The sequence below is a fragment of the Synechococcus sp. L2F genome, assembly GCF_024345695.1.
Lineage (GTDB): Bacteria > Cyanobacteriota > Cyanobacteriia > PCC-6307 > Cyanobiaceae > MW101C3.
The window spans coordinates 184,867-202,526 of sequence record NZ_JAGQBP010000001.1; the positions used below are offsets into that span (position 1 = coordinate 184,867).

17 protein-coding genes are annotated in these 17,660 nt (G+C 66.4%); 5 read left to right on the top strand and 12 right to left on the bottom strand.

What is annotated here, in order from left to right:
- The first annotated feature begins 81 nt into the window (after window positions 1-81).
- On the top strand, window positions 82-873 hold the full coding sequence (locus KBZ19_RS00885) for an SPFH domain-containing protein (RefSeq protein WP_255099371.1): 792 nt from the start codon (window positions 82-84) through the stop codon (window positions 871-873).
- A 34-nt stretch (window positions 874-907) separates the two neighbouring features.
- Here the strand turns inward: KBZ19_RS00885 and KBZ19_RS00890 are convergent, their stop codons facing one another.
- The 7 genes from KBZ19_RS00890 to KBZ19_RS00920 all read right to left on the bottom strand — a co-directional run bounded on the left by KBZ19_RS00890 (window position 908) and on the right by KBZ19_RS00920 (window position 9,218).
- On the bottom strand, window positions 908-2,362 hold the full coding sequence (locus tag KBZ19_RS00890) for a DEAD/DEAH box helicase (protein ID WP_233132773.1): 1,455 nt from the start codon (window positions 2,360-2,362) through the stop codon (window positions 908-910).
- Between the two features lie 333 nt (window positions 2,363-2,695).
- On the bottom strand, window positions 2,696-3,385 hold the full coding sequence (locus KBZ19_RS00895; RefSeq protein ID WP_255099374.1) for a response regulator transcription factor: 690 nt from the start codon (window positions 3,383-3,385) through the stop codon (window positions 2,696-2,698).
- Window positions 3,370-4,884, bottom strand: coding sequence for a cell wall metabolism sensor histidine kinase WalK (locus tag KBZ19_RS00900; RefSeq protein ID WP_255099376.1), 1,515 nt, complete (start codon window positions 4,882-4,884; stop codon window positions 3,370-3,372). The genes KBZ19_RS00895 and KBZ19_RS00900 overlap by 16 nt, the downstream gene beginning before the upstream one ends.
- Window positions 4,885-5,049: 165 nt before the next feature.
- A complete protein-coding gene (locus tag KBZ19_RS00905) occupies window positions 5,050-6,051 on the bottom strand; it encodes a calcium-binding protein (protein WP_255099377.1) in 1,002 nt (333 codons plus the stop codon).
- A gap of 298 nt (window positions 6,052-6,349) precedes the next feature.
- The gene (locus KBZ19_RS00910; protein WP_255099379.1) at window positions 6,350-7,762 is read right to left on the bottom strand and encodes an NAD(P)(+) transhydrogenase (Re/Si-specific) subunit beta; all 1,413 of its coding nucleotides are present in this window, start codon (window positions 7,760-7,762) and stop codon (window positions 6,350-6,352) included.
- Window positions 7,762-8,058, bottom strand: coding sequence for an NAD(P) transhydrogenase subunit alpha (locus KBZ19_RS00915; RefSeq protein ID WP_094510703.1), 297 nt, complete (start codon window positions 8,056-8,058; stop codon window positions 7,762-7,764). The genes KBZ19_RS00910 and KBZ19_RS00915 overlap by 1 nt, the downstream gene beginning before the upstream one ends.
- Entirely contained in the window at window positions 8,055-9,218 is a 1,164-nt protein-coding gene (locus KBZ19_RS00920; protein WP_255099381.1) for an NAD(P) transhydrogenase subunit alpha, read from the bottom strand. The genes KBZ19_RS00915 and KBZ19_RS00920 overlap by 4 nt, the downstream gene beginning before the upstream one ends.
- Before the next feature lie 202 nt (window positions 9,219-9,420).
- Here KBZ19_RS00920 and KBZ19_RS00925 point away from each other — a divergent pair, with 202 nt between their 5' ends.
- On the top strand, window positions 9,421-9,702 hold the full coding sequence (locus KBZ19_RS00925; RefSeq protein ID WP_094510704.1) for a 2Fe-2S iron-sulfur cluster-binding protein: 282 nt from the start codon (window positions 9,421-9,423) through the stop codon (window positions 9,700-9,702).
- 28 nt (window positions 9,703-9,730) lie between these two features.
- On the opposite strand, the gene KBZ19_RS00930 is transcribed toward KBZ19_RS00925, so the two are convergent.
- The 3 genes from KBZ19_RS00930 to KBZ19_RS00940 all read right to left on the bottom strand — a co-directional run bounded on the left by KBZ19_RS00930 (window position 9,731) and on the right by KBZ19_RS00940 (window position 12,336).
- Complete coding sequence (locus KBZ19_RS00930; protein WP_255099382.1) at window positions 9,731-11,440, bottom strand: NAD-dependent malic enzyme; 1,710 nt, start codon at window positions 11,438-11,440, stop codon at window positions 9,731-9,733.
- Between the two features lie 7 nt (window positions 11,441-11,447).
- Complete coding sequence (locus KBZ19_RS00935) at window positions 11,448-11,684, bottom strand: hypothetical protein (RefSeq protein WP_094510706.1); 237 nt, start codon at window positions 11,682-11,684, stop codon at window positions 11,448-11,450.
- A 100-nt stretch (window positions 11,685-11,784) separates the two neighbouring features.
- Window positions 11,785-12,336, bottom strand: coding sequence for a hypothetical protein (locus tag KBZ19_RS00940; protein WP_255099384.1), 552 nt, complete (start codon window positions 12,334-12,336; stop codon window positions 11,785-11,787).
- A gap of 153 nt (window positions 12,337-12,489) precedes the next feature.
- On the opposite strand from KBZ19_RS00940, the gene KBZ19_RS00945 reads away from it, so the two are divergent.
- The gene (locus KBZ19_RS00945; protein WP_255099385.1) at window positions 12,490-12,651 is read left to right on the top strand and encodes a hypothetical protein; all 162 of its coding nucleotides are present in this window, start codon (window positions 12,490-12,492) and stop codon (window positions 12,649-12,651) included.
- Between the two features lie 151 nt (window positions 12,652-12,802).
- Window positions 12,803-13,759: a polyphosphate kinase 2 gene (ppk2, locus tag KBZ19_RS00950; protein ID WP_255099386.1), complete on the top strand. Its 957-nt coding sequence runs from the start codon at window positions 12,803-12,805 to the stop codon at window positions 13,757-13,759.
- A gap of 13 nt (window positions 13,760-13,772) precedes the next feature.
- Here ppk2 and KBZ19_RS00955 read toward each other — a convergent pair whose 3' ends face one another.
- Window positions 13,773-15,041 carry a glycoside hydrolase family 10 protein gene (locus tag KBZ19_RS00955; RefSeq protein WP_255099388.1) on the bottom strand — a complete coding sequence of 423 codons (1,269 nt, stop codon included), beginning with the start codon at window positions 15,039-15,041 and terminating at the stop codon, window positions 13,773-13,775.
- A 194-nt stretch (window positions 15,042-15,235) separates the two neighbouring features.
- Between KBZ19_RS00955 and KBZ19_RS00960 the strand changes: the two genes are divergently transcribed.
- Entirely contained in the window at window positions 15,236-16,249 is a 1,014-nt protein-coding gene (locus KBZ19_RS00960; protein ID WP_255099389.1) for an NAD(P)-dependent alcohol dehydrogenase, read from the top strand.
- A gap of 88 nt (window positions 16,250-16,337) precedes the next feature.
- On the opposite strand, the gene KBZ19_RS00965 is transcribed toward KBZ19_RS00960, so the two are convergent.
- The gene (locus KBZ19_RS00965; protein ID WP_261346111.1) at window positions 16,338-17,567 is read right to left on the bottom strand and encodes a PQQ-dependent sugar dehydrogenase; all 1,230 of its coding nucleotides are present in this window, start codon (window positions 17,565-17,567) and stop codon (window positions 16,338-16,340) included.
- Window positions 17,568-17,660 lie beyond the last annotated feature (93 nt).

The window sequence follows — 17,660 nt, forward strand, 5'->3', positions numbered from 1 at the left end:
CAGGCCAGGCGCCTTTCGATCTGCTGCTCAGGCCGGGCGTCTTTCCATACAGTGACGCCACGAGCGGACAGGACAGGCGCGATGGAGGGAGCCGGAGTGGCGGTGAATGCGCAGGAACCGGCAGCAGCGATGGAGAACGGGGGCCGCAGTGATCCGCTGCTGTGGGCCCTGGATCATGCGCAGGCACCTTTGCGGGTGGGCACCTGGCTGAAGGTGGAAGCCGATCAGGCCGCGGTGTTCGCCGTGGGGAATCAGCTGGCCGATGTGCTCCTCACGGGCCGCCATCAGCTGCGGCGCCAGTCGCTGCCGAAGCTGGCGGGGTTGATCGACCTGCCGGGGCAGGAAGGCAGCTTCTTCAATGCCCAGATCCACGTGGTGGACCTGCGCCCCTTCACGGCCCTGCCCTGGGGTGAGAGACGTGCGCAGCCGATGGTCGCCACTGCGCTCCGTCCGGTGGCTCCCTCGCCGGAGACCTTCAGCGCCTCCGGGCTCTGCGCGATCCAGTGCCTGGACCCGCTGCTGGTGCTACGTACCGTGGGCGCCCGCCAGCTGATCGAGGGCCCGTCACGGCCGGCTGCACCGGTGACTGAGCTGATGGCCCCGCACCTGCTTGGCCTCTCCAGCCAGCTGCGGCAGGTGATCCGCGATGGTGCCCTTGGCCCAGCGCGGGAGGAGCCATCGCTGGCCATGCTGGCCAGCGACACAGGGGAGAGGTGCCGCAGCAGCTTTGCAGCTGTCGGACTGGCGCTCAGCGATGTGCGCATCGAGAGCCTCACCCTGCCGGCACGGAAGCCGAGCGGAGAACTACCGGCCTCGTTGGAAGCACTGATGAGCCTGTTCCGGCCGGCACCACCGCCACCACCACCGGCCTGAGCCGGTGGACTGGGCTGCAGGCTTGAGCGGAGGGTCAGGGGCGACGGGTACGAGCCCGCGCCGGGGCGGCGGCAGATCCGGAGCCCGGCGCCGGCCGGCGGGAGCGGGTGGGGGGACGATCAGGCCGGCCACCGCCTCCTCCGCCGGAGCGGCGTCCACCCTTGCCCCGCCCACCGCTGAGATCCAGCGGTGGGGCCGAGAGGATGGTGGGCTCAAACCCGGCGATCTCCAGCCGCGGCAGTGGGTTGCCGATCATCCGCTCGATCGCCCGCAGCAGCTCATGCTCCTCGGCGGCCACCAGGGAGATGGCATGGCCACTCTGGCCGGCACGGCCCGTGCGGCCGATGCGGTGCACGTAGTCCTCGGCCACGTTGGGCAGATCGAGGTTCACCACATGGGGCAACTGCTCGATGTCGAGGCCGCGGGCAGCCAGATCGGTGGCCACCAGCACACGCAGCTCGCCGCTCTTGAAGGTGGCCAGCGCCCGGGTGCGAGCGCCCTGACTCTTGTTGCCATGGATGGCCATGGCCGTGAGGCCCTCCTGGTTGAGGCGATCGGCCAGGCGGTTCGCACCGTGCTTGGTGCGCGAGAACACCAGCACCTGCCGCCAATCGCCCTGGCGCACCAGATGGGTGAGCAGATCAGCCTTGCGGGCCATGTCGCAGGGATGCATCACCTGCTCCACCAGCGGAGCGGCCCTGTTCTCGGGCGTGGCCTGCAGCTGCACCGGGTTGTGCAGCAACCCCTGAGCCAATTTGCGGATCGAGGGGTTGAAAGTGGCGGAGAACAACAGGTTCTGCCGCTTCGGCGGCAGCAAGGCCAGGATCTTCTGGATGTCGCGGATGAAGCCCATGTCGAGCATGCGATCGGCTTCATCAAGCACGAGGATTTCGAGCCGATCGAAGCGGATGGCGTTCTGCTGATAGAGGTCCATCAGTCGCCCCGGAGTGGCCACCAGCACGTCGGCGCCACGGCGCAGGCGCTGCATCTGCGGGTTGATCTTCACCCCGCCAAACACCACATCGCTGCGCAGATCGAGATAGCGCCCATAGACCTGCACGCTTTCCGCCACCTGGGCCGCCAGCTCGCGCGTGGGCGTGAGCACCAGGGAGCGCACCTGGTTGTTGCGGGCGTGGGGGCCGTGCTGAAGCCGCTCCAACATCGGCAGGGTGAAGCCGGCGGTCTTGCCGGTGCCTGTCTGGGCAGCCGCCATCACATCGTGGCCAGCGAGCACCGCTGGAATTGACTGCAGCTGGATCGGCGACGGCACCGTGTAGCCCTTGGCCGCGATCGCCTTGAGCAGCGGCTCCGAGAGACCAAGCGAATCAAAGGAGACGCCGGCATCGGGAAGGTCCGTCAGCACAGGCCGCTGCTGCGGTGCCTGCTCCTCTGCCTGAAGGCGACGGATGGGTGGCGTGCGGCGACCGCCGCTGGGTTGCTCCTGTCCCGGAGCTGGATGGGTCAGAAGGGTGATCGGAGCGGCTCGCATGGTGCCCCAAGCCTAGAGGGAGCCACCAAGCACGCCCGAGGGTGGAGAGGCCTTGGGGTTGAGGGCCTCAGAGCGGCTGGTGGCATCGGAACCGTTGCGCCAGATGAGGAGAGCGACAAGGACGCCATAACGGCGAGCGGCAGGGACAAGCGAACGCAGGAGGATGACCAACTGCCAATTCGCCGTGCCGCCCAGTTGTGCCGGCTGACAAACGGATGGGAGGCGCACAGCGTCGGGAAGCCGTACAACAGCGGTCAGCTCAGCTGCAGGCAGAAACAATCTGGTGGCCAACCACATCGAGCAGCCATGTCCTGAGCCAAGGCATGGGTGATCTCAGCGGCTTGAAAGGCGGTAGCCGATCCCACGGATCGTTTCGATGCGGCGTGAATCAATTTTGCGACGGAGATAACCGATGTAGACATCCACAATGTTGGACTGGGGATCGTGGCCATAGCCCCAGACATGGTCGAGAATCTGCTCGCGGCTGTGGATGGCCAGCGGGTTGCTGAGGAACAACTCCAACAAACGGAACTCACGATCCGTGAGGTCGATAGGGTCGGGAAAACTCTCAAGGAACACCTGGCGTGCCCGCAGGTTCATGGTGATGCCGCAGTGCTGAAGCTCAAGCGTCTGCGCATTCGGAGCCTGAGCCAGGCGGGCAGAGGACGTGCGCAGACGGGCACGGATGCGCGCCAGCAGTTCATCAAAGCGAAAGGGTTTGGTGATGTAATCATCAGCGCCAGCATCCAGGCTGGCCACCTTGGTGCTGAGATCATCGCGGGCGGTGAGAACAATCACCGGTGTTTCTATGCCCTGACCCCGCATCGCCTCGAGAACATTGGTGCCATCAAGGCCCGGAAGGCCGAGATCCAGCAATAACAGATCGATGGGGGAGGCAGAAAGGATGTCGACCACGCCATCACCGGATGGCGTGTGCACCACGTCGTAGCCCTGAGCCCGCAGCCCCTTTTCAATGAAGCGAGAGATGCGTGGCTCGTCTTCGGCGATCAGGATGCAGGCCATGGCTCAGGGGAAAAGTCACGCAGCAGCACAGGTTGCCGTGCGGGAAAGATCAATGTGAAGGTCGTGCCGCGGTTTGGCTGGCTGACCAGTTCAATCCGGCCATGGTGGGCGTTCACGATAGCCCTGACGATCGACAGACCAAGACCCGAATGATGCTCAGCTTGGGTGCGGCTTCTGCCCTTGAAGAAGCGTTTGAACACCTGCGGCTGGATGCGCTCAGGGATTCCCTCACCGCTGTCTGAGACCCAGAGGCGGATGGAGCCATCGGCAGCGAGGGAGGAGCCCAGCTCAATGCGATCAGATTCACTGGTGTGCTGGGTGGCATTGAGTGCAAGGTTCATCATGCACTGGGTGAGGCGTTGTTCATCGGCCTCCATCATTGTCTGGGCCGTGCATGCCAACGACCAGCGGCGCGGGGCGAGAATCCTGGCCTTCTGGTAGATGTCCTGGGTGAAGCGTTGCACATCAAGGTCACTGAGCACCAGGAATTCAGGGCGTTGGGATTGGGCCAGCAGTGAAAGCTCTGCAACCAGCCTGGCGATCCGGTCCACTTCATCCAGCACGAGGCGTACCGTTTCACGGCGAGCCTCCTCATCATCGTCCTGAAGAAGCAGCTCGATATTGCCCCTGATCACTGTGATTGGTGTGCGCAATTCATGCCCAGCATCTTGGATGAATTCCTTCTGGGAAATGATTAAGGCTTCCAGGCGGTCCATCATGGCATTGAAGCTGAGGGTGATGTCCCCCAGTTCGCCTCTGCCGGTAACGGGCAAACGCTGCTTGAGATTCGTGGCCGTGATCGAACGCGTGGTGCTGGCCAGCAGCTGGAGGGGAGCCAGCACCGCCTTGGAAAGAATCCAGAGAAACAACAGCGACGTGATCAGAATGCCAACAACAATCTGAATCAAGATGGAGGTGAAATCGCCAACCTCAGCAAGTTCGCCTGCAGTGGTACGTGCCGCCACGAACACAGCTTGCACCCGACCATCCACTTCAACAGGAACGGCCGAATACAGAATGGTTCCCACCTCTGGATCAGCTTCATCCACCTTGCCTGAAGCAAGCTTTGTGGTGGCTTCCCACTGCCGCATCAAGACAGATCCCGGCCGCATGGGGTGAGGCAGAGCCACTGGGCTCGAGCGCTGAAACTCTCCATTGATGATCAGGATGAAGAAGGTGTCGTCTTCCGGAAGGATCTTCGTGAGAAAACTCTTCATGTGCCCGGCAAGCTCAGGACTGGAAGGAGCCGCTTCGGCGGTAAGCAATGGCCGCATGTAGTGCTCGAAGTCTTGAATGCTCTCGCCCAGGCTGGTTTGCTCACGCTGATGCAGCTCAAGCAGCAGCAGATGCTTACTGAGCGGCACCGTCAGACCAATCAGCACAGACAGCATCACGGTATAGAACACCAACAGCCGCGTGCGAACCTCACCAAAGAACCCCGCTTGCGGCATGTGACCTTCCAACGTGTACGGAATTGAGCAGTAAAGGTAAGGCAGCACCGCTGCTGGAAGCGATGCTTTCGCACTGGCGTTGAGCCTGGACTGACGCCGACACACACAGCTGAAACAGCCCCGTTCAGAGCACTGATCAAAGCGTGAGCAGTGAATGCAGGAAGAAACCCGCCAGGCCAACAGCCTGACGGGTGATCATCACGATCGATGAGGTCAGATGAAATCGAAGGTCGGCACGTAATCGAACTTGAAGTCGTTTCCGGGATCAAAGCCGCCGAAGTACCCCTGCAACAGCATGCTTCCAGAGGAGCCAGCAAACGAGAGCTGGGTGCCCTGGGACGTGGTGCTGATGTTGATCGACGCTTCTGAAAGGCCCAGTGAGGCCGCGAAGTGGATCTGGTCTCCCTGAACGCGGCTGAAGTCGATCACCGTATCGCCAGCGCCGAAGATGAACACATCACCGCCTGCGCCACCCGTGAGCCTGTCATTTTGCAGGCCGCCGTCGATCAGGTCATCGCCGGCACCACCAACCAGCTGATCGGCACCGCCGCCGCCCCAGAGCAGATCATTGCCGGCATCGCCGTTGAGGCGATCGGCACCGGCGCCACCATCGATGATGTCGTTGCCATCACCACCGAAAACGATGTCGTTTCCGCCAAGGGAACGGATCGCATCATTGCCATCCAGGCCGTTCATGGTGTCGCCGGCAGCGGTGCCCGTGAGCACGTCATCGCCGGCTGTTCCGGTGAGTTGTGGCAATGGCGGCGTGACCGAACCAGTGGTGGGGAGATAGCCACCCGTGTTGTTGAAGGGAACGAGGCTGGCTGCCGTGAGCGGCTGATCAGAAACCAGAATTTTCTCCAGCTGCAAGCCGACATAGGCGCCACCCACACCAACAGCAGGCGATTCGGAAATATAGAAGAAGTCGGCACCATTCTTCGATTGATCTGGATCCACATCCAATGCATTCGCACTGGAGACTCCAAAGGTGGTCACCTGTCCAGCGGCGGTGGTGACAGTCAGACCGATGACGGCACCTGCACCACCGATCAAAGCGCCTGTCTGGGCGTTGAAGCTGGCGGGAGCAAAGGTGATCCGCACCGTATCGGTGGCACTGAACCAGACACGCCCGACTTCGACGCTGGTTGTGGAAGCATTGGAGTCAAATTGCAGGGCTTCGCCGAGACGATCACCACTAACAGTGAGGGTTGTCATGTCGAGTTCTCAAGTAGGAGGAACACTCAACAAAGTTATCGGCCTATCTACCCGATGACGCAACAATGAGAACCTTCTCATGTCGCCTTCATCGTTATGACAATGTCTGTCAGATGCTACTCAAATACAACTGAATGCAAGAAAACAGCGGCGTGATTTCTTGCATTCTTGGTTGGGGCCGAACGAAGTGAGCCAGACAGCTCGGCAGAAGGGTTTCTCCCCGCAAAGGAAGAAACGCAATCAGAGCCATCTGGTCTCTCGGATGTTGCTGTGGTAGCAGGAAGCGAGCTCTTGCTCCTCAGCGCCCCGCCCCAGCCCCCGCCGGCACCTTGCCGACGCCCAGAGCGCGCAGTTCCTGCAGCAGGGTCTGCAGCACCTGTTTGGCGTCGCCGAACACCATCGAGGTCTGGGGGAGTTCGAACAGGTCGTTGCGAATGCCGGCGTAGCCGGAGCCCAGGCTGCGTTTCACCACGAACACCGAGCGGGCCTGGTCCACCTCCAGCACGGGCATGCCGTAAAGCGGACTGCCGGGATCGCTTTTGGCGCGGGGGTTCACCACGTCGTTGGCGCCCAGCACGATCACCACATCGGTGCGGGGGAACTCCGGGTTGATCGCATCCATCTCGATCAGCTGGTCGTAGGGCACATCGGCCTCAGCCAGCAGCACATTCATGTGGCCCGGCATGCGGCCGGCCACCGGGTGGATCGCATAGCTCACCGCAATGCCCTGCTGCTCCAGCAACTTGGCCAGCTCCTTGAGGCTGTGCTGCGCCTGGGCCACCGCCAGGCCGTAGCCCGGCACGAACACCACGCGCTCGGCCGCTTCCAGCGTGAGCGCGCATTCCTCGGCGCTGCAGGAGGTGACGTTCTTATACCCCTCATCCTTGGCACCATCGGCGCCGGCCGCCGGCGCTGCCCCCATGGCTCCGCCGAACAGCACCGAGGTGAGCGAACGGTTCATCGCCGTGCACATCACCTGGGTGAGGATCAGGCCCGCCGCCCCCACCATGGCGCCCGCCACAATCAGCAGCTCGCTGCCCACCACGAAGCCAGCCGCCGCTGCCGCCACACCGGAATAGGAGTTGAGCAGCGAGATCACCACCGGCATGTCGGCGCCGCCGACCGGCAGGGTGAGGCCCACGCCCAGCAGCAGCGACAGCACGGTGAGCGGGATCAGCGCCACCGCCATGCCTTTGAGCACCAGGCCGCAGCACACCAGCGAGGCCACCGCCAGGGTGATGTTGATCGCGTGGCGCTGGGGTTTCTGGGTCCAGCCGGGGGTGCCCAGCCATTCCTGCAGCTTGCCCATCGCCACCAACGAGCCGCTGAAGGTGATGGCGCCCACCAGCACCGACGCCAGCACCGACACCTGACCCAGCAGGTCGAGCGGCGTGGGCAGTTGGGCAGCGCCGATCGCCACCAGCAACGACGACAGGCCGCCGCAGCCGTTGAACAGGGCCACGGTTTCTGGCATGGCGGTCATCGCCACCTTGAAGGCAAGCAGGGCGCCGAGGCCGCCACCCACCCCCAGACCCAGCAGCATCCACGGCCAGCCGTCAAACCCCTGTTGCAGCAGCAGACCGGCCACCGCCAGCAGCAGGGCCAGGGCCGCCAGGCCATTGGCCGCCCGTGCCGTGCGGATCTTGGCCAGGCCCTTGAGGCCGAGGGCCAGCAGCAGCACAGCCCCGAGTTCGAGCGTCAGTTCTCCCATCAGTTCGCTCCCTTGCGTTTGAACATGGCCAGCATCCGGTCGGTCACGAGGAACCCCCCGACCACGTTGAACAGGGCAAAGCCCAGCGCAGTGGCGCCCAGCAGGCGCAGTGCCGGTGTGGGCGCCTCGGCGATCAGCACCAGGGCCGCCAGCAGGGTGATGCCGCTGATGGCGTTGGCGCCGGACATCAACGGGGTGTGCAGGGTGGGGGGCACCTTGCCGATCAGTTCCAGCCCGAGCAGGCTGCCGAGCACCAGCACCCAGAGCGCTTCGGTGCCGCTGAGAACGCCGCTCATGCCGCCACCTCCACCAGCGCGGGCCAGAGGTCGGGGCGGCGGCAGGCGCCGGCGTGGGTGATCAGACAGGGGTCCAACAGGGGGTCCTCCGGGGAAATGGTGAGCAGGTCGTCGACGAGCAGCTGCTCCAGCAGCGCCGACACATTGCGCGCATACAGGGCACTGGCGTGCTGCGGCACCGAGGCCGGCAGCTGGCCGGCACCGATCACCCGCACCCCGCCGATCTCGACGGTGGTGTCGGCCTGGCTGCCGGCCACATTGCCGCCCTGACCCACCGCCAGATCCACCACCACCGATCCGGGCCGCATCACGGCCAGCATCTGTTCGGTGATCAGCAGCGGTGCCGGCCGACCCGGCACCAGCGCCGTGGTGATCACGGCATCGGCTTCGGCCAGGTGCACGGCCAGCTGCTGGCGCTGCGCTTCGAGGAAGGCCAGGCCGGCCTCGCGGGCATAGCCGCCGGCCTCGCCGGGGGCATCGCGTTCAGGCGGATCGATGAAGCGGGCACCGAGCGATTCCACCTGCTCCTTGGCGGCCGGCCGCACATCGCTCACCTTCACCACGGCGCCGAGGCGGCGGGCCGTGGCCACCGCCTGCAGACCGGCCACGCCGGCGCCGAGCACCACCACCTTGGCCGGCTGCACCGTGCCGGCGGCGGTCATCAGCATCGGGAAGAAACGATCGAGCTCGGCCGCTGCCAGCAGCACCGCCTTGTAGCCGGCGATGTTGGCCTGCGACGAGAGGGCATCCATCGTCTGGGCGCGGCTGATGCGGGGCAGCAGCTCCAGCGCCAGCGCCGACACGCCCTGGTGGGAGAGGCGATCGATCAGGGGGCGGTTCTGGTAGGGCTCCAGCAGGCCCATCAGCAGGCTGCCGGAGCGCAGACGCTCCACATGGCCGGGGCCGCCCTCGGCTTCCAGCCGCGGTGGCGCCACCGTGAGCACCACATCGGCGCTCTCCCAGCCTTCAGCGGCTCCGGCGGGCAGGACCTCCGCGCCGCTGGCCGCAAAGCTGTCGTCGCCGTAGCCCGCCTGCTGGCCGGCCCCACTCTCGATCGCCACCGCGCAGCCCTTGTCCACCAGGCGGCGGGCCGTTTCCGGTGTCGCGGCCACCCGTCGTTCGCTGGGGCTCCGCTCCGCCGGGATCCAAACCCTGATCACGCTCCACTCCCTCCACACGGGTTTCCATGTAAAGAGCAGGAGGCCCATCAGGAGCCAGCCGGGCCCGGCCGTGTGTTCATGCCACCACATGCGTTCATGCCGCTGCCGGCAAGCGCACACACCACGGCAATCCGTAGCCGCCCGCACATCCGCGCCGCGATCGGCTCCCTAGATCCAGTGGGTCATCCACGTCGACCTCACCATGGCCACCTACGCGATCACGATCGAGGGCGGCAAGACCTTCGACTGCCCCGACGATCAGTACATCCTTGATGCCGCCGAAGAGCAGGGCATCGACCTGCCGTACTCCTGCCGTGCCGGTGCCTGCAGCACCTGTGCCGGCAAGATCCTGGCCGGCAGCGTGGATCAATCCGATCAGAGCTTCCTCGACGACGACCAGATCGCCCAGGGTTTCGCCCTGCTCTGCGTCAGCTACCCGATGAGCGACTGCACCGTGCTGCCGGGCGTGGAAGACGAGCTCTGAACCCGGAGCTGCGCGCGGCTCGTTTCGCTCAGGCCCCCACCACCGCGCGGTAGGTGGGGTGCCAGCGGGCCTGCTCCAGGCAGGCGAGCGCTTGCTCGGCCGTGCTGGCGTGGCGGGCCACGCCGGCTTCCACCGCCGCCAGGGCCACCGCTTCCGCCACCGCGGTGGACACCACCGCCACCTCGGTGAGATCCGGCATCAGCGGCGCCTCCGGATCGCTCCAGGCAGGAATGCGCCGCGCTAGTGCCTCCAGGCCCGCATCGATCATCGCTTCGCTCACCTCGCTGGCCCCCACCGCCACGCTGGCGAAACCCAGGCCGGGGAACAGGAAGCAGTTGTTGCACTGACCGATGCGGCGCAGCCGCCCCCCCACCTCCACCGGCGCAAACGGACTGCCGGTGGCTACCAGAGCACGGCCCTCACTCCAGCGCAGCAGATCGGCGGGTTGGGCCTCCGCCAGCCGGGTGGGATTCGACAGCGGCAGGATGATCGGCCGCGCCACCGCGGCGGCCATGCGTTCCACCACCTGCTGAGTGAAGGCCCCCGCCACCGTGGAGGTGCCGATCAGCACGGTGGGGCAGACGCGCTCCACCACTTCCAGCAGGCCGATCGTGCCGGCGGCGTCGCGGCGGAAGGCCTCCAGCTCCGCCAGCGGGCGCGCCAAGGCTCGGGCCATCTCCGGGATCTGCTCCGGCAGCTGGCCCGTGTGCACCAGCCCGTGGCGATCGATCAACCACAGACGCTGGCGCGCCTCTGTGGCGGAAAGGCCACTGCGCTGCAGCAGGCGCACCAGGCCGTCGGCGATGCCGCACCCCGCTGTGCCGGCGCCGAACACCACGATGCGATGCTCCGCAAGCGGCACTCCGGCCCCCTGGGAAGCCGCCCTCACCACAGCGCAGGCCACACCTCGGGTGCCCTGGATGTCGTCGTTGAAGCTGGGCAGGTGCTGCCGGTAACGGGCCAGGTTGCGGTGGGCATTGCCCACGCCGAAATCCTCCCAATGCAGCAAGGCCCCCGGAAACACCTCGGTGACGGCCTGCACGAAGCGGGCGATCAAGGCGTCGTAGGCGGCACCGGCCAGGCGCGGCTGGTGGCTGCCGGGATAGAGGGGATCGTCAAGCAGCTCGGGCCGATCGGTGCCCACATCAAGCACCACCGGCAACGCCCGGTGCGGATCCAGCCCGGCGCAGAGGGTGTACACCGCCAGCTTGCCCTGGCAGATCTCGATGCCGCCCACCCCCTGGTCGCCGATGCCGAGGATGCCCTGCGCATCGGTGACGAGGATCAGATCGATCGGCCCGCTGGCCGCCTGCCGCAGCACCGCCGCGAAGCGGTCCTGATCGGCCGCCGCCAGAAACACACCGCCGGCGGGGCTGCGGTAATCGAGGCTGAAGCGCTGGATCGCCGTTCCCACCGTGGGGGTGTACACGATCGGCAGCACCGCTTCGACGTGATCGGCCAGGAAGCGGTGGAACAGGATGCTGTTGGTCTGGCGCAGGCCGTGGGCGAAGCGGAACTTCTCCATGTCGCTGGCCAGGCTGCAGAAGGCCTTCCACACCCGGGCCACCTGGATGTCGAGCGTTTCCACGGCAAAGGGGAGCAGCCCCTCCAGGCCCAGCTGGAGCCGCTCCGCCCGGCTGAAGGCCGTGCCCTTGTTGAACTGCGGATCGGCGAGCAGCTGGCGCCCGCGCAGGCTGGTGGTCAGGGGCGCAGGGGTGGGCAAGGACGAAGCGCTCAACGGCCCCTCAGCAGCCGGGATGCCGGAGCGTACGCCAGTCGCCACAGCCGGTGCTGACCTCCAGGCCGATCCCGACCGGACCACCGGCGAGGCCGCCGCGCTGCTCCTGCCACCAGCCACAGGCCGCCTCCCAGGCCGCCTCCATCGAGTCGTAGGCCTCATCGAGCACGGGGTGAGGCTGTCCCTGGGGATCGACGAGCCGGTAGATCCGCTGGACAGGTGCTCCGGGCAGGACAGGAACCATCACGACAGGGTTCAGTGTGCAGGATCCTGCGCGGGATCGGGGACGCTGGTTGTGCCCACGCGAACCCTCCGGGCGGGGTGTGGCGCAGCCTGAGGCCGGCTCAGGCCTGTCGCCGGGCATCGGCGCGCTGCCAAAGAGCCAGGCCGCCGCCCTTGCCCCGTGCCGCCAGCCACGACCCCTCGGGATCCGCCGCGATCAGGGCAAAGAACGGCAGGCCCGCCACCGGCAGGCTGCTGAAGGGAGCGGCGGCGGGCAGCGGGCGATCCACCAGCGTGCGTGCGCCCAGCCGCAGCTGCAGACGCAGGAAGCGGAACAGCAGCAGGGGGCGCCGGCCCTGCAGCCGGGCCTCGCCGCAGAACCGCAGCTCCAGCATCCCCAGCCGCACGCTGTTGATGATCTCCAGAGGGTCCGCCTCAGAGGCGGCAGACGCGGCTGCATCGGTTGACTCTGCTGGCGCGCTCAGGCGGAGCGAGGCGCCAAGCCCGCGCAGCAGGGTGCTGGACAGGTCTGCAGGGGTGGAGCGGCCCCGCGGCCAGGTGCGCTGCAGGATCCACGTGCCGCGCAGCGCCGCCGGGCTCAGGCCGCTGCCATTGCGGCGGCTCGCGCACTCCAGCACCAGCAGTTGCGGACCATCGGGCAGGGAATCGGACATCGGCGGGGGGTGAGGTGGGACAACGGCTGGCGGATGGGGATGGCCCTTCGTGAAGCCGGGTATGGATCGCTGGACGGGGACTGGCACCGTTTTTAGGGTTGATGTGGAGAGTGCCTCACCGGCCTCCCCCACCGCCAACCCACGAGGATTTCCATGCGCACCCATGACCTCGAGAACCATGACAACCTCTACGCCGATGAGGTGGCCATGCAGGCGGGCGAAACCCGCGCCGATGCTCTCAACCATGCCCTGCTGGCCACCGGCGCGATCCTGCTGATGGTGGCCGCCCTGGGTGTGGTGTTGATCATCAGCTGAGCCAAACTCACAGCTCAGCAGGCAGGGCTGAGGGATGCTGCCGCTGTGCTGGGTGGTGGCAGGCGTTCAACCGGGGTGACTCGGTAGTGAATGCTGCACTGATTGCACCTGCGCATCGACTAAACACCAATGATGCAGCCGAGGTGAGCCGATGTCCAAGGACAAACTGAAAGAAGAGAAAGTCAAGAAGGACAAGAAACACAAATCTGGCAAGAATGGCCACAAGAAGAGCCACGGCAAAGCGCTCTCCTACCCGCTCGGCTCAGGCGATGCCTACGGTCCCTCGCCGATCCTTGACGACTTCTCCGAGCAATCCGAAGGACGTTTAACCAAACTCGACAAGAAGCTCTACGAGAAAGAGCTGGCTCGCCTGCAGGTGGAGCTGGTGAAGATGCAGTACTGGATCAAGTCAGTGGGCTACAGGCTCGTGCTGCTCTTCGAAGGCCGTGATGCGGCCGGCAAAGGTGGAACCATCAAGCGCATCACCGAGCCGCTCAACCCACGCGGCTGCAATGTGGTGGCCCTCGGCACCCCTTCCGACCAGCAGAAAACGCAGTGGTATTTCCAGCGCTATGTGGAGAATTTCCCCTCCGCTGGTGAGATCGTGCTGTTCGATCGCAGCTGGTACAACCGGGCCGGCGTGGAAAAGGTGATGGGCTTCTGCAAGCCTGAGCAGGTGGAGGAATTCATGCTCTCCTGCCCGGAATTCGAGCGGATGCTGGTACGCAGCGGCATCATCCTGATCAAATACTGGTTCTCCGTGAGCGATGAAGAACAGGAGGCCCGTTTCCTCTCCCGTCTGGAAGATCCTGCCCGGCGCTGGAAGCTGAGTCCGATGGATCTGGAGTCGCGCGATCGCTGGGTGGAGTTCTCCAAAGCGAAAGACGAGATGTTCGCCCACACCAACATCCCTGAAGCCCCCTGGTTCACGGTGGAGGCCAACGACAAACGCCGTGCCCGCCTCAACTGCATCCGGCACTTGCTCAGCAAGGTTCCCTACGAAGACATGACACCGGCTCCGTTTGAATTGCCGCCCCGCAAGAGCGGCAGCGATTACCAGCGTCCGCCGATGAACGAGCAATTCTTTGTGCCCAATGCTTATCCCTAAGCACGGGTGAGGTTCAGATCATGGTGCGGGGAGCCGGGGATGGGAACAACTGCTGAAAGGCCAGCTTGCGCTCGCTGAGCGGCTCCATGGCCCGGTCCCAGAGAGTTTCGAAGTAGAAGAAGGCCACCCCGAGCTGGCGTTCCCGCACCGCATTCACCTGGGCCTGAATCAGCTCCATCGGGACCAGGCGCTGGCGCTGACCCGTCATGATCGCCACCGCCGTGGGAATCCTGGTGCGCGATTCCAGCAGCGCCGCTTCGGCCAGCAGGGGCAGGAAGGAATCAAGATCCGGGCGATAGAGCTGCACGATCAGCTCATCGACCAGGCCACGCCGGATCCAACCGAGCCAATCCTGGAGCTGCAATTTGTAGGCGAAGTCGTAGTAGTTTGGCGACACAGACACCACCGCTGAGGGCTTGGCCGCATGCACAGTGTCATGCACTCGTTGCATGAAGTCACTGATCTTGTCAGCGCGCCACTTCAACCAGGCCGGATCGCGCGGGTTGGTAGGAGGAGCCTTCCTGGTTTCCTTCCGATACAACGCCGTGGTGACGTCGTCATAGCCGAAATCACTCGGCAGGCTCATGTGATCGTCGAACTGGATGCCGTCGCCGTCGTATTGGCTGATGATTTCCTGCACCAGCTCAAGAATGAACGCCTGCACGTCAGGATGCAGCGGGTTCAGCCACACCACCTCACCGGCGGCGCTGATCGAGGTCAGGCCGCCGTCCTGTTTGCGGGTGAGCCATTGCGGATGCAGGCGGGCCAGCTCGGAGCCGGGCGGGGCCATGAAGCCGAATTCGAACCAGGGGATCACCAAGAGGCCTTTGGCATGGCCCGCCTGGATCAGCTCGGCGAGCACGTCCTGCCCCTGCAGGCCGCGGAACGTGAACGACTGAATGCCGCGGCGCTGGGTGGACGCACTGGCGTAATAGGCGATGCCGCTGTTCCACACCACCGGATAGATGGTGTTGAAGTTCAGCCGTGCCAGCTGCTCCACTGCCAGCTGCATCCGGTCGCGGTCGCGCAGCACCGGCATGTCATTGCCGGTCATCCAGACGCCGCGGATCTCGGCGCGGTTGAGGCTGAGCGGCTGCGGCTGCGCCACGGGAACCGAGGAAGTCGCCGGAGCCGCCACAGTCCCCGGAGTCGCAGAGGCGGGCGGTGGTGGTGGTGGTGGTGGCGGAAACGACGCCATGGCGAATCCCGGCAGCACCGTGGCAGCGACGGCCACGAGCACGAGAACCAGGCGCCGCAGCCAGCGGTGTCTGAAGAAGGGCATCGGTGGGGGCTGGGTACGGGCTGAGGGAGCGGATCGGCGATCCCGGCCTCCCGCTCGGGAGCGCGAATTGTGCCGCCTTGTTGCGGCACTGTCATGGCCGGCACAAAGGCAAACGCGACCGGATTCTCCGGCCGATCACGACGTGCTGGCACCGACCGCCCTGACACCCTGCCGGCAACGGCTGCCGTGACACCATGCCGGCATCGTCCCGACCCGAGCCCGTGCCTCCAGACACCATGCGGGCGATCGTGCAGCGCCGCTACGGCCCGCCTGAGGTGCTGCGCCTGGAGCAGGTGCCCAGGCCCGTTCCGGCCGACGATCAGGTGCTGGTGCGGGTCCGGGCCAGCGCCGTGCATGCCGGCGACTGGCATCTGATGCGGGGTGACCCCTTCATCAGCCGACTGATCTATGGCGGGCTGCGCACGCCCTCGATCCCCACCATCGGCACCGACATCGCCGGTGAAGTGGCGGCGGTGGGCGCTGCAGTGACGGGGCTGCAGGTGGGGGAGGCGGTGTTCGGCGATCTGTCGGAGGCGGGCTTCGGTGGCTTTGCGGATTACGTCTGCGCCCCCGCCACGGCCCTGGCGCCCATGCCCGCCGGCAGCAGCTTCGCGGAAGCGGCGGTGCTGCCGGTGTCGGCGCTCACCGCCCTGCAGGCGCTGCGGGACGCGGGCCAGCTGAAGCCGGGACAGCACGTGCTGATCCATGGCGCCTCCGGGGGCGTGGGGTCCTATGCCGTGCAGATCGCCAAGGCCTACGGCGCCGAAGTGACCGGCCTCTGCCGGGCGCAGAACCAGGCGATGGTGCTGGCCCTGGGCGCCGACCACGTGAGCGATCTCGGGCCCGCCGATCTGCGCCGCCAGACCCAGCGTTTCGATCTGATCGTGGACATGGCGGCCTTTCTGCCGATCCGTTCCTGGCTGCCCCTGCTCACTCCCGCCGGCACCTACGTGCTGGTGGGGGGCGACTTCAGCCGGCTGCTGCGCGCCCTGCTGCTCGGCCCCCTGTTCTCCAGGCTGCGCCGCCGCCAGGTGGTGGCGGTGATGCAGCAGCCGAAGCGGGCGGATCTGCTGGTGCTGAAGGAGCTGGTGGAAGCCGGGCAGCTCAGGCCCTGGATCGATGGGCGCTACCCGCTCGACAAGCTGCCGGACGCCGTGCGCCGCCTCGAAGCCCGGCAGGTGAAGGGGAAGCTGGCGATCGAGATCTGACGGGCACCGCAAGGCGGCGCCCACCGGGCTGAACAGCAGCGACAGCAGACCACCTGGATAGGCACTGCCGGCGCAACGACGCTCTGGATCAGGAGCGCGGCGCTGGCTCCAGGCGGATCAGCTGGCCATCGCCCGCAGCATCGGTGAGCACGTAGAGGAAACCATCCGGCCCCTGGCGCACATCGCGCACCCGCGCGCCGATGTCGATGCGGTGCTGGCCGCGCACCCGGCCGGCGGCATCGAGCGTGAGGCGATGTACCGCCTGCGACACCAGGCCACCGGCAAACAGCTGGCCGCGCCAGGCCGGCATCCGCTCACCGTCGTACACCACCAGCCCCGAGGGGGCGATCGCCGGGGTCCACACCAGCTCCGGGTCCACGAACCGCGGCGATCCGGTGGCGGCGGAGATCGCCGGGCCGAAGTATTCGCGGCTGTGGGTCACAACCGGCCAGCCGAAGTTCGCCCCAGCCCTGGGGCTATTGAGCTCGTCGCCACCCTGGGCACCATGCTCGGTAGCCCACACCCGCCCGCGGCCGCGGTCGTAGGCGAGGCCCTGGATGTTGCGGTGGCCCAGGCTCCACAGCCCTGGCAGGGCGCCGGGATCGCCGGCGAAAGCGGCGGCGCGCACCGGCCGGCCCGTGTCGGTGAGGTGCAGGATCTTGCCGAGGGCGCTGGCGCGGTTCTGGGCCTGCACACGGATCAGAGCCCCATCGAGCTGCACGGGGGGATTGCCGCCGTCGCCGATCGCCAGCAGCAGGGTGCCATCGGGCAGCCACAGCAGCCGGGAGCCGAAGTGCTGGCCGCCCACCTTGCGCTGGGGCACCTCGAAGATCACCTGCAGATCCTGCAGCGCGCGGCCGTCGAAGCGGGCCCGGGCCAGGCGGGTGTGGTTCGCCGCTTCCGTGCCGGCGGCATAGGTGAGATACACCAGCCCGTTGTCGGCGAAGCGCGGATGCACCGCCACATCCAGCAGCCCACCCTGGCCCCGCGCCAGCACCGCCGGCACCCCGGCGATCGGGGTGGGATCGAGGCGGCCGTTGCGCACCAGCCGCAGCCGGCCGGGTCGCTCCGTGATCAACAGCTCACCGCTCGGCAGCCACGCCACCGACCAGGGGTGCTCCAGCCCCCCCACTACCGGCACCTGGCGCACCGCCTCACGCGGCGCCTCGGGGCTGACCACCAAGGGCGGGCGGGTGCCACTCGTTGCATCCGCTGTCGGGGCACCACTGGGGGTGGCATCAAGGACGGGCGAGCCCGGCAGCGGGCCGCTCAGCGGCCGGGCCTGACAGGCCGTCACCAGGGGCAGGGCGAGCAACAGGGCCACACGCGCGGGCCCAGCGAGGCAGCCGGGGAACCTGATCACGGGCCACAACCAGAGCAGGGGCCACGATGCTGGCCCAGAATCACAGGC

Coding starts and splice junctions, on each gene's coding strand:
- KBZ19_RS00910 (WP_255099379.1), bottom strand. CDS start 7,762: ATGGGAGAACTGACGCTCGAACTCGGGGCTGTGCTGCTGCTGGCCCTC.
- KBZ19_RS00885 (WP_255099371.1), top strand. CDS start 82: ATGGAGGGAGCCGGAGTGGCGGTGAATGCGCAGGAACCGGCAGCAGCG.
- KBZ19_RS00915 (WP_094510703.1), bottom strand. CDS start 8,058: ATGAGCGGCGTTCTCAGCGGCACCGAAGCGCTCTGGGTGCTGGTGCTC.
- KBZ19_RS00925 (WP_094510704.1), top strand. CDS start 9,421: ATGGCCACCTACGCGATCACGATCGAGGGCGGCAAGACCTTCGACTGC.
- ppk2 (WP_255099386.1), top strand. CDS start 12,803: ATGTCCAAGGACAAACTGAAAGAAGAGAAAGTCAAGAAGGACAAGAAA.
- KBZ19_RS00940 (WP_255099384.1), bottom strand. CDS start 12,336: ATGTCCGATTCCCTGCCCGATGGTCCGCAACTGCTGGTGCTGGAGTGC.
- KBZ19_RS00895 (WP_255099374.1), bottom strand. CDS start 3,385: ATGGCCTGCATCCTGATCGCCGAAGACGAGCCACGCATCTCTCGCTTC.
- KBZ19_RS00960 (WP_255099389.1), top strand. CDS start 15,236: ATGCCGGCATCGTCCCGACCCGAGCCCGTGCCTCCAGACACCATGCGG.
- KBZ19_RS00955 (WP_255099388.1), bottom strand. CDS start 15,041: ATGCCCTTCTTCAGACACCGCTGGCTGCGGCGCCTGGTTCTCGTGCTC.
- KBZ19_RS00935 (WP_094510706.1), bottom strand. CDS start 11,684: ATGGTTCCTGTCCTGCCCGGAGCACCTGTCCAGCGGATCTACCGGCTC.
- KBZ19_RS00905 (WP_255099377.1), bottom strand. CDS start 6,051: ATGACAACCCTCACTGTTAGTGGTGATCGTCTCGGCGAAGCCCTGCAA.
- KBZ19_RS00890 (WP_233132773.1), bottom strand. CDS start 2,362: ATGCGAGCCGCTCCGATCACCCTTCTGACCCATCCAGCTCCGGGACAG.
- KBZ19_RS00945 (WP_255099385.1), top strand. CDS start 12,490: ATGCGCACCCATGACCTCGAGAACCATGACAACCTCTACGCCGATGAG.